The sequence below is a fragment of the Flavobacterium arundinis genome (assembly GCF_038289855.1).
Taxonomy (GTDB): domain Bacteria; phylum Bacteroidota; class Bacteroidia; order Flavobacteriales; family Flavobacteriaceae; genus Flavobacterium; species Flavobacterium arundinis.
This window is the reverse complement of sequence record NZ_JBBYHR010000006.1, coordinates 1-14,722: the sequence shown is the minus strand read 5'-3', so window position 1 is coordinate 14,722 and position 14,722 is coordinate 1. Positions and strand designations below refer to the sequence as shown.

At 36.3% G+C, this 14,722-nt stretch carries 15 protein-coding genes; 13 read left to right on the top strand and 2 right to left on the bottom strand.

Going from position 1 to position 14,722, the window contains the following annotated elements:
* Positions 1-184: 184 nt before the first annotated feature.
* A complete protein-coding gene (locus AAEO56_RS11690) occupies positions 185-1,231 on the top strand; it encodes a tyrosine-type recombinase/integrase (RefSeq protein WP_341697243.1) in 1,047 nt (348 codons plus the stop codon).
* A gap of 105 nt (positions 1,232-1,336) precedes the next feature.
* On the opposite strand, the gene AAEO56_RS11685 is transcribed toward AAEO56_RS11690, so the two are convergent.
* Together AAEO56_RS11685 and AAEO56_RS11680 are read right to left on the bottom strand one after the other, a co-directional pair.
* Positions 1,337-1,783, bottom strand: coding sequence for a hypothetical protein (locus AAEO56_RS11685; RefSeq protein WP_341697242.1), 447 nt, complete (start codon positions 1,781-1,783; stop codon positions 1,337-1,339).
* 7 nt (positions 1,784-1,790) lie between these two features.
* Positions 1,791-2,885 carry an RHS repeat-associated core domain-containing protein gene (locus tag AAEO56_RS11680; protein WP_341697416.1) on the bottom strand — a complete coding sequence of 365 codons (1,095 nt, stop codon included), beginning with the start codon at positions 2,883-2,885 and terminating at the stop codon, positions 1,791-1,793.
* Between the two features lie 141 nt (positions 2,886-3,026).
* Between AAEO56_RS11680 and AAEO56_RS11675 the strand changes: the two genes are divergently transcribed.
* The 12 genes from AAEO56_RS11675 to AAEO56_RS11620 all read left to right on the top strand — a co-directional run bounded on the left by AAEO56_RS11675 (position 3,027) and on the right by AAEO56_RS11620 (position 14,292).
* Positions 3,027-3,761 (top strand): toxin-antitoxin system YwqK family antitoxin, encoded by a 735-nt coding sequence (locus AAEO56_RS11675; protein ID WP_341697241.1) that lies wholly within the window; start codon positions 3,027-3,029, stop codon positions 3,759-3,761.
* Positions 3,748-4,962: a hypothetical protein gene (locus AAEO56_RS11670; protein WP_341697240.1), complete on the top strand. Its 1,215-nt coding sequence runs from the start codon at positions 3,748-3,750 to the stop codon at positions 4,960-4,962. Before AAEO56_RS11675 ends, AAEO56_RS11670 begins: the two co-directional genes overlap by 14 nt.
* Entirely contained in the window at positions 4,937-5,284 is a 348-nt protein-coding gene (locus AAEO56_RS11665; protein ID WP_341697239.1) for a hypothetical protein, read from the top strand. The genes AAEO56_RS11670 and AAEO56_RS11665 overlap by 26 nt, the downstream gene beginning before the upstream one ends.
* On the top strand, positions 5,265-5,765 hold the full coding sequence (locus tag AAEO56_RS11660; protein WP_341697238.1) for a hypothetical protein: 501 nt from the start codon (positions 5,265-5,267) through the stop codon (positions 5,763-5,765). Before AAEO56_RS11665 ends, AAEO56_RS11660 begins: the two co-directional genes overlap by 20 nt.
* A complete protein-coding gene (locus AAEO56_RS11655; protein ID WP_341697237.1) occupies positions 5,755-6,873 on the top strand; it encodes a type II secretion system F family protein in 1,119 nt (372 codons plus the stop codon). Before AAEO56_RS11660 ends, AAEO56_RS11655 begins: the two co-directional genes overlap by 11 nt.
* A gap of 73 nt (positions 6,874-6,946) precedes the next feature.
* Entirely contained in the window at positions 6,947-7,381 is a 435-nt protein-coding gene (locus tag AAEO56_RS11650) for a type IV pilin protein (protein WP_341697236.1), read from the top strand.
* Between the two features lie 484 nt (positions 7,382-7,865).
* Positions 7,866-9,260, top strand: coding sequence for a GspE/PulE family protein (locus AAEO56_RS11645; RefSeq protein WP_341697235.1), 1,395 nt, complete (start codon positions 7,866-7,868; stop codon positions 9,258-9,260).
* 4 nt (positions 9,261-9,264) lie between these two features.
* Positions 9,265-11,166 (top strand): type II secretion system protein GspD, encoded by a 1,902-nt coding sequence (locus AAEO56_RS11640; protein ID WP_341697234.1) that lies wholly within the window; start codon positions 9,265-9,267, stop codon positions 11,164-11,166.
* Positions 11,166-12,341: a hypothetical protein gene (locus tag AAEO56_RS11635; protein WP_341697233.1), complete on the top strand. Its 1,176-nt coding sequence runs from the start codon at positions 11,166-11,168 to the stop codon at positions 12,339-12,341. The genes AAEO56_RS11640 and AAEO56_RS11635 overlap by 1 nt, the downstream gene beginning before the upstream one ends.
* Before the next feature lie 56 nt (positions 12,342-12,397).
* Positions 12,398-12,862, top strand: a complete 465-nt coding sequence (locus AAEO56_RS11630; RefSeq protein WP_341697232.1) for a hypothetical protein — start codon at positions 12,398-12,400, stop codon at positions 12,860-12,862.
* Positions 12,846-13,808, top strand: coding sequence for a phage tail protein (locus AAEO56_RS11625; protein ID WP_341697231.1), 963 nt, complete (start codon positions 12,846-12,848; stop codon positions 13,806-13,808). The genes AAEO56_RS11630 and AAEO56_RS11625 overlap by 17 nt, the downstream gene beginning before the upstream one ends.
* A gap of 4 nt (positions 13,809-13,812) precedes the next feature.
* Positions 13,813-14,292, top strand: a complete 480-nt coding sequence (locus tag AAEO56_RS11620) for a hypothetical protein (RefSeq protein WP_341697230.1) — start codon at positions 13,813-13,815, stop codon at positions 14,290-14,292.
* Positions 14,293-14,722 lie beyond the last annotated feature (430 nt).

The window sequence follows — 14,722 nt, the reverse complement described above, 5'->3', positions numbered from 1 at the left end:
CCCTTAGCCCTGATGGTAGCGGCATCCTGCCATCGTCCTTCCGTTGCAGATAGAACGGACACCCTGCTATGGCGGGATAGGGACAGGACTAAATGAAGAAATAAGCCTAAAAGACGGCTATTGCAAAACATTATTGAAAGCGGATTAATCAGGTTGTTTTCTCTATATTTGAAAGAAACACCTTATGAAAAAACCTTTACCCTTAGTTCCGTTATTCAGGCAATTTATAAAAGATACCGAAACGGGTAAAAGGCTTAAGAAAAACGGTGAACGTATACAGCCACAGTCAATACAGAACTATTATTATGTGCTGCAGAATTTGGTACAGTTCTCTACTGAATGCAAGTTTGAACTGCAGCTGTGTGATGCTTCAAAGCTGAACAAACGGGAACTACAGTCTGAGAAGAATTACTGGAAAAAATTTTACCAGAAGTTTACCGATTTTCTTTATAAGAAGGGATGTTTCGACAATTACGTGGGCAACAATATAAAGACGATCCGGGTGTTTTTCAATTACCTGAAAAATGATAAAGACTTTAATACCGGCGATTTCCAAAGGCTGTTTTATGTAAGGAAGGAAGAGATAAGCATTTTTGTGCTTTCGCCGGAACAGCTGAAATTCCTGATACACGACAAAGAATTTGAGGAAAGCCTTATTCCTTCCCTCAAACGTATTAAGGATATATTTGTCTTTGGGTGTACAACCGGGCTGCGCTTCTCAGATATTTTTTTACTAACTAATAAGAATTTCGAGCAAACCGGCGATGACTGGTACCTGAAATTAAAATCGCAAAAGACAAAAACCTATACCAGTGTAAAGCTACCCGGCTATGCTGTGGATATTTATAAGAGATATAGATCTGTAAGCTGTAAAACAGGTGTATTCCGAAAAATAAGCTTGTTCAACTTCAATAAGAGTTTAAAGCAAATGGGCGAACAGGCCGGGTATACCAACCCGATAGAAGTTTCCCGCGAAAAACAAGGCAAGGCAAAAAAGATTTTAAAAGCTGCTGCCCAGGAACGCTTTTGCGACAAAATGAGCTCCCACATGATGCGCCGCACCGCCATTACCACCCTGCTTATTTTAGGTATGCCCGAACACCTGGTACGCAAAATAAGCGGGCATAGCGCAGCAAGTGGCTCCTTTAACCGCTATGTACATTATGCCCAGGCCTATATGGATAAAGAAATTGACAAGGTGCACAGTAAATTGGAAAGTTACTTTGTATAAACAAAATTGATGCGTAGTACCACTCATCTTTTAAATCATTTTTTGTAATCATTATTTCAAAAACATCAGATGTACAAACCAATTTTTATAGTGTTGACATAACAACTAATCCATGATATCATTTTCAGCGAAAATAATAGCTTCATTTATGGCCTCAGAGTAATCATGATGGACTTTTACTCTATTTTTAGTTAGCATTTTCATCACCTCACCAATGCTCATTTGATTTTGTTCAGAAACAATTATAATAATTTCTTTTTCTTTTTCTTCTTTATCTCTACCAATTTCTTCAAAAAAGTTTAGTGATTTTAATAATGTATTTCCAAAACTATAGTTAAGTTCTTTCAGATCCAATATTATAACTGCTATTGTATCAAAAAGAAAATATACCGAACAAATTTTTGAAAAAATAAATAACCCATCCATATTTCCTTTACTGCCAATTTCATATATACCACTAAATTTGCAATAAATAATTTTAAATTCCTCATCAATAGATAATTCACATTTTATTTTAGACTTTCTATTTATATCAAATACTCTTAGTTTCATATTTAATTTATTTATTTGGAGTGAATGTAATATGTGGTTTACTATTATCAACTTCTACCCCTGTTAATTGCTCAGAACCTGGTCTCATATCTCCATCCTTTGCTGCTTTTGAATTTTTTGGTAGTTGATATAATGCTGAACTTCTGGATTTAGAATTCCCTCCCTTTATAATATAATCCCAATCAGAATGTTCTTCAGCTTTTCCACTCGCTCTAGAGCCTACTACAGTGATTTCTAATTCATACTTATTTGCAACCGCTTGAATCCTATCTCTTGTTTGTTGAGCTATATATTCCAATTTCGCCCCGCCCCCTGCTTTACCAGAAGTAGCAACTAATCCTTTATTATTATTGTTATTTCCTTCTTGCTCAGGTGTAGCTGATAAAGGGATATTGCTTCCGCGAGAATAACGCAAAGCAGTTCCATTCATTACTGTTTGCTCTGTATAATCTCTTGCTACATTTCCCCAAAAATTAAGGGTTAATGCTCCTTCACTAAAAAAGCCATTTCTGTCGTAATCGCCTTCAAAATCTCTTACTGCCTTATCTTCACTCTCAAATTTTTTATTTGCGCTTGCCTTTTTGTATTCTTTGAAGCTAGAAATTTTATTTACACGCTCACCTCTCCCATCAATTCTAGTTAAATGGCCATTCTCAGTAAAAGAATATATATCCTCATCTCCATCTGCACTGATAAAAGTAACTATATGTTCTTCTGCAGGAGTCCATTCATATCCTAAAAATGATTTTTTAGATACGGTATTTTGAAGCTTAAATTCAATCTTTCCACTTTTCTTATTCCAACTTGCTAAATAATAATATTCTTCAAGACCATCTAAATCCATATTAGCAATCGGACTATTACCTGAGAATTGGTATGGAGTGTACCATGGATAAGATTTGGACAATGGGTCAGTAGACAAAAACCTCCCAATTCTCGGGTCATAAATCCTGAACCCGTAATCATACTGCATTCCATTTCCTTTCCACTCATCATCCTTCTCTTTACCGTTAAACCCATACCTGTAATTATCTGCCGTATCCTTATCATTCCTCTCGGGCACGAGCATCCCAAAAGGATAGTAATCTTTCTTTTCTTTTATTCAGTATCTGTAAGAACGTAGTGAAAAAATTCTATGAGCTAAATGTACATATTATAGCAATAATTTACATATTTTAAACCTAAAATTAATTTTAAACCCTATTAAAAAAATGTTATATTGCCCTACTAATATATAATTTCAATGCGTAAGTTTTTTCTGTTTTTTGCTGTTGCCATATTATTTTCATTTAGCGATACATCGTTAAAGAAAAGGATATCCGACCAGCAATTCCGCTATGAGTTTTATACTACAGATAAGGAAGTGTTTGCAGAACCGGACAGGTATTACTTTTGGTTCAGGGGCGGGGCGATCCACAGTTCAGAAAATGGCATTGGAGGCGAATTGCTGCACAGCGACTTTTTAAAGTTTTACCTTAGCAACCAGCTGGCAGAATCGGGAAAATTTAAAAATGGCCTGAAAGAAGGCTACTGGAAAACATGGTTCCCAAATGGAGTGCTCCATTCGAAAACCTATTGGAGCGACGGCCAGATGGATGGCAGTTATTATGGTTATGACGAAACAGGCTTTATGGTAGAGGAAGGAAAGTTTAAAAACCACCGGAAACATGGCAGGTGGATAAACTATATCAGTAAGGATACTCTTAAATACAAAGACGGTAAAGTGGTTGTGCCGAAAGTTAAGCCTGTAAAAGACACGCTACAGCAAAAGAAGGAGGGGAACTTCTTTAAAAGGCTGTTCAGCAGGAAAAAGAAAGAAGGCAAAGAAGAAGCTGCTGAAAGGCCGGCAAAGAATAAATCGGCAAAGAAACCGGTGGCAGAAAAAAAAGAAACTCCCGCTAAAGCAGACGAAAAGCCCGGGTTCTTTAAAAGGATATTTTCAAAAAAGAAAAAGACAACCACTGATGGTAAGAGCTAACAGCCTGCTTTATGCTATATATGTTTGCCTCATAATATCAATATTGTGTGCGGCATTACTTTATATTGCCAATCTGTACGGCCAGCTTAATGTTTATTATAACAACCACGAAGACCTGTATATTCAAAACCAGTCGTTTGTAAACTATGCCTTGGCGAATATGCAAAAGGATGATAACCAAACATCAGAGATACTTGAAGAAAACGGTATCGAATCCTTTTACGAAGCAAAGCCTTACGGGCTGCTTTCAATACTAAAGGCTACATCTTTAGTTGGAAATGATACGGTAGTTTCCACACATATCATTGGCGGCGAAATACCCTCCAAAACCTGTATCTATACTCCTGCACAATCAAGGCCACTTTCTTATTCGGGAACCGTTAAGCTTATTGGTGACAGGTATTTGCCATCAGACTACATTAAAGTTGCTTATATCAACAATAAACCCAATAAACTCGAAGTTTCAGGGAAACTGATCAATCCTGAACAAAAATTACCGGAGCTGTCAGATAATTTTTTCAAAGCTTTTATGGGGTCGAAGGGAATTATCACTAAAATTAATGACCTCCCGCAAAAGGAATCGGTTTATTATAACTCATTTTTACAGCCTACAGTGCAGGTTGTAATGAGCGGTACATTACTTTCGGACATTAAAATTAAGGGCAACATAATAATTACATCAAACGATTCAATTGTGGTTGCTGCTTCGGCAAGTTTGCAGGATATAATTCTTATGGCCCCTAAGGTATTCATCAGTAATGATTTTAAGGGGTCAGTGCAGGTTTTTGCCACAGAAAAAATAGAGGTTGGAAATAAAGTCATCCTTACTTATCCTTCGGCGCTTTGTATTTATAATACTTCAAAGCAAAAAACAAGTATAATTGCAGGGGAGCAGTTAGCAATATCCGGTGCTATAGTGCTCTATAGCGGGGAAACACTAAAAAGAGAAAATGACCTGATTCAAATAGGTCAGGCAGGAAATATTACCGGTGATATTTACTGTACCGGCGATGTTATGTTGAAAAGTGATGTATACGGAGCGGTTTATGCGGGTAAGTTTATGTACAAGACATTTTCTGGCGAATATGATAACTGCATTGCTGATGTAGAGATAAATGCATTAAAAAGGCCGAAGTTTTTTGTATCGGTACCCCTCTTTAAAAACAAAACCAATTATGCTGCTATCAAAAAAGCTATGTAGGGTAAAAGCTAATTCGCTTTTGGAGTCGGTCATTGCGCTGAGCATAATATCCATTTGCCTTTATATCGCAATCATGGTGTATGCAGCGGTATTTTCGCCAAAGACATCATTACGTTTTTACAGTGAGCGGAATAAAGTGAACGAAGCTTTTTTCCTTTTGCAGATACAACAGGATTCCTTGATGGAAAACTATACAAACGGTCAATGGGAATTTGAAGATGAAATGACAAGTAAGATAAAAAAAGTTACGGTGAAGTATAGAGACAGTATAACAGCGTATCCTGAAAAAAGCTTCTATATCAATGCAAAGCAGGGGGAATAACTATATCAGCGCATTTACTATCATCGAAGCTGTGGTGGCTATGGCTGTTACGGCTATTATACTCTGTATCATATTTATTATTTTTTCTATAACCTCCGAAAGGCTATTGGATTTTAAAAAACAAAATGGTAGTGTGACTGACCTGAACAGAATGTGTTACAGCCTTAATAAAGCAATTTTTGAAAGTGAAAAAATGGATTTGGTCAATGAAGGGGAATTGTACTTCACCGTGCCTTATGGGGAGGACATAAAATATTATATATCAAAAGACAGGTTCGTAATGGACAGGAATGGCTTTACAGATACTTTCTATATAGCAACAAAAAGGATACATAGCGAAATGTTACCGGGTAAATCGGGCGGCGAATATTATCAAAGGCTTAGATGGGTTATTGTAAGTGACAAGAGAGAAATTCCGCTGAACTTTTACAAGAAAATATACCCGGATGAACTTTTAAACCAGCGTAAGGATGAGCATTGACTTAGGTACATATACTATTAAAAATGAAAAGTCAAAAAGCTTTACTAAAAGTGGGACAGTTCAATTTGGTAAAAAATTCTCTGATAAAAAAAAGGAAATTTTCTACCGCGAACTTGGTATGCTCCTAAAGTCGGGGGTCGACTTTAAAAGATCACTGGAGATATTAAGCAACCAGACAAAAAATAAGATTGAAAGAGATCTCATCCTTCAGATAAAAGATAAGGTTACATCGGGCAAAAGCATTTATGAGGCGATGATGACATCGGGACAGTTTTCACCCTATGAATATTACAGTGTACAAATAGGGGAAGAGACAAGGAAACTGGAAGAAGTACTGGGCGAGTTACAAAAGTATTTCAACAGAAAGATACAGATGCGCCGGCAGGTCATATCTGTGCTTACATATCCCTGTATCGTATTGGTAGTGACTTTTTTGGTACTTTATTTCATGCTCAATAAAGTGGTGCCAATGTTCAGTTCGGTATTCAGGCAATTTGGCAGCGAACTTCCTAAAAGCACACAATACATTATCAAAATATCAACTAATTCTGGATTTATTTTCACCGTTTTTGGTTTGGTAGTTATTGGCATGATCGCTTGTCACTATTATTTAAGGAAAAGAGATACTTACAGGAAAATTACATCAGCCATAGTGCTCAAAGTACCTTATTTTGGCGATCTTATCCGCAAGATATATATATCAAGGTTTTGCCAGTCAATGAACCTTCTCATTACTTCTAAAACCACTTTACTGTCATCTTTGTCATTAACTTCAAAAATGATCGGTTTTTTTCCTATTGAACTTTCTATTCAAAAAATAAAAGAGGATATAACGAGAGGAGCATCGTTGAGTGAAAGCTTAGGTAAGCATAGTGTTTATGAAAATAAAATGGTATCGATGATCGAAGTGGCTGAGCAGGTTAATCAGCTGGATACTATGTTCGAAAGGTTAAGCGAACAATACAACGAAGATATCAGCCACCAGACAAAAATGATCGGTGTAGTACTTGAACCAATGATCATAATAGTTATTGGTCTGGTTGTAGGAGTGATTATGATATCTATGTATGCACCAATGTTTGACCTGAGTAAGATATTAACAAATTAGTACAATCAAATATGTTTCTATATATTTGAAATTATAACATTTCCATTACAGGAATTTACTTATAAATTATTTTATGAAAATTATCAAAAAAAGATATTTACGGCAAATTAAAAAAGGATATGTAAAGGCCTATTCTCTAACAGAGATTCTGATAGTGTTGTGTATTATTGGTATACTGTTACTAATGGTGCTTCCCAACCAGACTTCTGTAATTGGTCAGGCCAAAGCCATTGAAGCACAGGCTATGCTAAATCAGGTATATGGATTGCAGAAAAGCAATTTTTACAGGTTTTCAAAGTATTCGAATAACCTTGAAGAAATTGGCTTTGAACAAGAGCCGACTGTTGACGAAGGCGGCCAGGCAGTATACAAAATAGAGATAATAGAATCATCAAATGACTCTTTTCTTGCCCGTGCTACATCAGTAACTGATCTTGACGGTGACGGGAATTTTAACACGTGGGAGATAGACCATAAAAAATTGCTAACGGAAGTAGTTAAAGAATAATCGTGATAATTATAACCATACTGACAAGCCTTCTGATCATATTTTACCAGGATATAAAATTCAGGCAAATACACATTCTTTTGCCTGCAGTCCTTTTTCTTACATCACTATATGCTATATACCATGCTGTAGGTCAGAGAGAACTCCTGGCATTGTTACTTTTTAATTTTATTTTCCTGTGCATGACCTTATTTTTGATGGTAATATATATGACGATTAAAAACCGCAAATTTTTAAATCCTTTCAAAAATTATTTTGGGCTGGGCGACCTGCTGTTTTATGTAGCGGTAACACCTTTACTATTGTTACGCAACTATATATTGTTTTTTGTATTATCATTGGTGTTTTCCATAGTACTGTATTTTATTTTCAACAAACAAAAAAGTAACATTCCGCTTGCAGGATATGCTTCATTGTTGCTGGTTATTATTATGGCAAAAGACCTGTTGTTCAATTTTCCATCAATAACTTTAATAAAATTATAATGGAAATTGTTGTCCGCCAGGAAGAACGTCATCTTATTTCAGGGAACATGGCAAACCACTACAGGGTATTACCAAAAAAACTGGATTCGGGTATATTGTCAGTATACATAGATGAGAAAAACAATACTGTTGATATACAGGATGAGCTAAGATTACTGCTGGGGCACGAGATGCTGTTCATGCCGTTCTCGGGCAATGAAATTGAAAAAGCACTTGCAATACATTACAGGCAGGAGAGGGTATCCAATTCCGGCCAGTTAAGTATTGACAAGGGCGACTTTCTGGATAGTCTTGTACAGGAAGCAATATCTCTTAAGAGCAGTGACATCCATTTTGAAGTCTACGAAGATTCTGCCCGCGTTCGCTTCAGAATAGATGGGCATCTTATTGAGCGGTATAAAATAAACCGTGAAAATTACCTTGAAATTGTAAATAAGATAAAGATACGCTCCAAGCTAAATATAACAGAGAAAAGGCTTCCCCAGGATGGCAGGATAACTAATGATAAATTTGACATACGGGTTTCCATACTGCCTACTTTATTCGGCGAAAAAATAGTAATGAGGCTATTGGGGCAGGATGCATCTAATATCAGCCTGAATGCATTGGGTCTTGAAGATGAAGAGTTACAGCGATATCTTGAAGCTGTAAAAAAACCAAATGGAATATTACTTATAAGCGGCCCTACAGGCTCAGGTAAAACTACGACGTTGTATGCCACGCTAAGCCTCCTAAACGACAGCAAGAGGAATATAGTAACCGTTGAGGACCCTATAGAATATACTTTAAAAGGTATAAACCAGGTACAGTTAAAAGAAGATATAGGGCTTACTTTTGCTTCGGCATTAAAGTCATTTCTCCGTCAGGACCCAGATATAATAATGCTTGGGGAAATTAGGGATTCCGAAACAGCGCTTATGGCAATAAGAGCATCGCTTACCGGGCACCTGGTACTTTCCACCATACACACCAATTCTGCACTTGGTACTATTTCAAGGCTTATTGACATGGGAGTTCCATCGTACCTTATTGCAGAAACTTTGAACCTATCTGTTGCACAGCGCTTATTGAGAAAACTGTGTCCAGACTGCAAAGAAGAAGTTGATTGTAATGTCCGTGACTTTCCGGCAGGATACGAGTTGCCATATGAGGTTACAAAGATTTATAAAGCGAGTGGCTGCAACCAGTGTTATCATACCGGTTATAAAGGGCGAAGGGCTATATATGAAGTAATAAAAATTGATCATAATATCGCATTGGCTATAAAAGACAATTCAATAGATAAGCTCTATAAAGGCAAAAACCACAAGAGTCTTCCGGATAAAGCCTTCGATATACTGGCCGAAGGAGAAACATCCCTGGAGGAAATTTATTCCATACTCATAAACATTTAATTTGATGCAAAAATATTTACTCGCCTTAATTGCCTTATTTTGTACTACACTTTCTTTTGCACAACAGGATTTGACATTATTGAGCGCTAAGCTTGATGAACTGTCGAAACAAAAGCCGGGAATCAATGGAGTAATTAAAATTGATATTTCAGGACTAACATTACACGATTTCATAACTTCAATTGCCGGAGAACATCAGTTGAATGTAAGTGTTGATACCGACCTGAACCAGGTAGTGTCTAACAATTTTTATGATGTAACTGTTAAGGATGTCTTTTTATTCCTTACAGAAAAGTATGGACTCGAGGTAAGCTTTATGAGTAACATTATTATATTTAAAAAGCGAAAAGAAGTGCCTGTAATGCCCAAAAAGGTATCTAAAGTAATTGATGTCAACTACAATCCGCAAAATGATTTTCTTTCTGTAAAGCTGCAAAATGACTCATTGATATCAGTAGCACAGGCGATCATTGATAAATCAGGTAAGAGTATAATACTTTCTCCCGACTTGAAAAAGAATATAGTAACTTCCTATATTCTCAACAGGCCCTTTGATCAGGTTATTGATATGATGGCAAAGTCTAATGACCTCATCGTTACACAAGATGAGAACGGATTTTATTATTTTGAAAAGAACCTACAACCTGCAGCAACGGTGGAAAAGTCCTCTGCTAAAACCAAAAGCCAGAAATCAGATTTTGGTACACCGGGTTATTTTGAAATTAAAGTTAATCCAGCCGGTTTTTTAACAATTAAAGCAAATGCCGCTGATGCTGCTGAAATTATAATAGATGCTGCCGAAAAACTTAATATAACTTATTTTTTATATAATAAACCTGAGAATGAGAAAACTACTTTATTGGCAGACAATATAACTTTCGACGATCTGTTGGAGCATATTTTCAGAGGAAAGAAATATACCTTTAAAAAAGAAGATTCTTTTTATCTTATAGGAGAGCAATCTACCGAAGGATTAAGGATCACAGAGCTTATTCAGCTTGAAAACAGGTCTATAGAATCAGTTCTGCTTTCACTGCCAAAAATATTTTTTGAAAGGGTAGAGATCAAAGAATTCGTTGAGCTCAATGCACTCATTGTTTCAGGTTCAAAAACTACTATCGATGAACTTAAATTATATATCAAGCAAATAGATAAAGTTGTGCCTCTGGTCCAGATTGATGTTATGATCGTTCAATACAAAAAATCGTATGACATACAAACGGGCCTCACTGCGGGCCTTGATAAGAACAGAACTACAGCTACTGGTGGCCTGCTATTTCCTAAAGGAGATGTTAACCTTAATGCAACTTCCGTAAATAGCCTGATTGACGCCTTCAATGGTCTTGGTATCCTTAAACTCGGAAAAGTTACGGAAGCTTTTTACCTGAATATGAAATTCCTGGAAGACAATTCTATAATAAAGATTGAATCCACTCCCAAAATTGCTACTATAAGTGGTCATGAGGCCAAATTGGCAATTGGGGAAACAAGCTATTATTTTGAGCAGAATAACCAACTTCTGTCTAATACCCTGACTAATAATGTCCTGCAATCAGGTACCTGGAAATCTACTGAAGCCAACCTTAGTGTGTCTATCAAACCATATGTATCAACAGATGAAAATGTTACGCTTAGTGTTGTGGTGGAAAAAAGTTCTTTTTTAGGTCGGGTAGGGGAGACCGCGCCGCCGGGAAAAGCAACACAGCAATTCCAATCGTTAGTACGGGTAAAGAATAATGAGATGGTCCTTCTTGGCGGACTTGACGAATTGCAGAAAGAAGATTCAGGGTCGGGAGTACCATTGCTTGCAAGAATACCTGTTATCAAATGGCTTTTTAGCGGGAGAAGAAGGTCCAAAAGTAATTCCAAGCTCCACATTTTTATAAAACCTACTATAATTTATTAATGCTGAGTGTTTTATCCAAAATAATAAAATTTAATACTTTACTTATAGTAGGAGTATATAACAGTGACGAAAAAAGCACGTATTATACTCTTGTCATAAAGAAAAAAGGTAGCTTACTTAATATAATTTCGTCGTCTGTTTATGAAGATTTTGACGAAATGCAGCAACACATTGATAAAAAATTACCCGCTCTTCTGTTAATTGATGGCAAAGGAGTATTAAGCAAAAAGATTGATCTTAACAATGAGACTGATCTCAATTGGAGGAAAAATATTGACTTTGGATTAATGTATCACCTTGACTATGCCACACCTTCAGCAGTATTTTTAAGTTTTTCGCGAAAGCAACATGTTGATGAAATTGTAGAAAGCTTTGGTAGTAAAGGAATACAGGTTATTGACTGTTACCTGGGGCCGCTTGTTGCAGGGCTTTTATTACCATCTATAGGTGAGAATACGGTTTATGCTAATAATTCTGTACTTCAGCATGATGGCCCGGAACTCTATGATATAGTAAGACAGACCGATGCTGTAAAACACGATTATACTTTTGGTGATAAAAAGATCTCACAATACCACCTACCGCTTTATGGGGCCGCTGTGCATTTTTTCCTAAAGCCGGGACAAATTAGCAAGGTTACTCCCGACAGGATAAATGCTGAAGAAATACTCTATAAGAAGAGCTTTAATTACTTTGGTACCGGAATGCTTATCTTTTTTCTGGCATCGCTGCTTACGAGCTATATGCTTATACAATATTATTCGGCTAAAAATATAAATTTGAATGAGGAAAATGTATTTACTAAGCAAACGTATGAATACATTGTAAAACTGGAGGAGTCGAAGAAAGAAAAACTGGCGATATTAAACCAGACTGGGCAGCTATCGGAGAAATTTTTAAGCTTTTATATTTATGAGCTTTTAAGATCTGTCCCGTCCACAATACAGCTCAAAGAATTAAATGTTTTTCCGCTTTCTAAAGAAATAAAGGAAAAAGAGAAAGTAGAGGTAATCCCTAATACAATAATCCTAAAGGGAACCACAGCAACTGAACCGGATTTTAATGAATGGTTTTCAGGCCTTAAAAATATGAAATGGATCAAAAAATTTGAAATTGTATCCATTAAAAAAGACAAAAAAAATATTCAGCAGTTTGAAGTAAAGATACTCTTATAATGTTTGAGAAATATTCATATAAAACCAAATTCAGGGCATTGCTCATTATTTTTTGTATGTTGTCATTTGCAGCCTACAAGAGATCGTTTGGCTCCTTGATAGGTTTGGTAAATGAGAATAAGGAACTTACCGAAAAACAATCAAAAACGAAGGAAGGCAAAAATAACCTCAAAGTGCTAAATAAGGAAATTGCCGCTATTGATAATGTCATAGGGAAAGAGGGACAAAATAAAGAAGCGGTTCAGCAGGATCTTGTAGCATTCATTTCGGCTTATAAAGGTGTTTCTGTATATATGCTCGAATCAATACACGGCTATTCGAATGACAATTATAAGATATATACAAACGTAATTGATGTTACCGGAGGGATAAACGAGCTAATGAAGCTCAGTTATGACGCTGAAAAAAAAGTAGATTTTTCCAGGCTTATCAATCTGGATTTCTATATTGCAAAAAAAGATAACAACACTAATACCTTACATTTAAAAATGATATTCCAGAATTATGAAAAGAATAAGTAAATTCCTGGCTGCTATTATTGTATTGACGGCCTACAGTTGCGAAGATATTATGGAAGAAGACATTACCGATGATATGGTAACTGCGATTTACCCGCAAAATAATCAGCAGATAGAAAGTAATGTTGTGAACTTCCAGTGGAGCGAGCTAAACGGCGCAGACAAATACAGGATACAGGTATATTCTACCAGCCAGAGCGTGGTGTTGGATTCGCTTGTAAGCGGAAACAATTTCACTTACGCACTAACTGCGGGAAATTATCAATGGCGAGTAAGGGGAGAAAATTTTGCTTATGAAACGGCATATACATTCCCTATGTCATTTACTCTCATTGAAACATCAGACCTTTCCGGCCAGCAGGTACAGCTTTCTACACCTTCATCAGGAGTATATACCCAAAATACATCCCTTACTTTTTCATGGCTGACGGTAAATGCTGCCACGAATTATGATTTTCAACTGATAAACGTGTCTCAGGGCAATATCCTGGTGCATGAACAAAATGAAATTACCGGGACTTCATTAACCTTAAATAACAGTATAATTACCCAGGATGGCCAATATATGTGGAAAGTAAAAGCAATTAATACTGAAAATTCAACTGAAACTCCTTTTGCAACACGGGTGTTCTACCTTGACAGGGCAGCGCCAAACCAACCCCAAAACAATATGCCGGCAAACAACGCTACGGTACAGGACGGAGATGCTATCGACTTTGAATGGTCGGACGTACAGGATACAGGGACGGTAAGTTCATCGATTACCTATTCGATTCAAATTGCGACCGATCAGGGGTTTGGTAATATCATTAATACTTCGTCAATATCGATACCTTCCTATACATATACTTTTGAGACGATAGGAAATTATTATTGGAGAGTAAGGGCAACAGACCAGGCAGGCAACAATAGCAATTACAGTTCTTCATTTAAAATTAATGTCCAATAAGCCAATGAAGAAAAAGATAAATATAGTATTAATAGTTGCAGTACTCGGGTTGTGGGGAACTCTGGGGTACCGCTATATAAACAATTATTTTCATGATGAAGAAAATATATCATACATGAAGTCGGGTAATATCCCATTGAAAGATATTATTGCCAAAAGAGATACCTTTACAATGGTACTTTTGGGCAGGGACCCTTTTTTAGGGCATATAACGGTGAGCCGTGAAGCCGAAGGTAGGGTACATACGCACCAGATTAAAGGCCCTAAGCCCGCAAAAGTAAAACCTAATACAGAATGGCCTGATGTAAAGTACTTCGGTTTTATAAAATCAGGCACCAACGGGGAATTGGCTTTATTAAAAATTGACGGGCAATTATTCAAATTGCATAAGGGGGAAGCCAAAAATGATTTAGTAGTGCAAAAGATATTTAAAGATTCGGTTTTAGTTATTTATAACAAGGAAAAGAGGGTTTTTAAACATTAATTTTTCTAATACAAGAGATGCAAAATCTTCGTTGAAATTATTCATATAAGGTTCTACGTTTCTAAAGCGATAGATCCAATATTAAAATTATATGTTTCGCGAGTATAGACTTAATTAAGGTTTCTCTCTATTAACCATATTCAGTAAATATACTGTATTGATGTTGACTTATATCGTTCTTTTAAATCAATTAGTTAAGCAGGTTCAAATTGTGGTAAATTCATTGCATTTCGAGCCAAAATATATGAAGCCCAGTGACTATAAGGGTTTCTTAGATGGGTTTCTAATCCCATCTTCTGTCCACTATTGACTAGTCCTAAAATAACGATACAGGATTAATAATAATAAAAGTACAATTTTTTAGACAGAAGTAGCTTCTTGGTTACTTCTGTTTTTTGTTTTATAAGTCCTCATTTTAATTTCCTTTTGC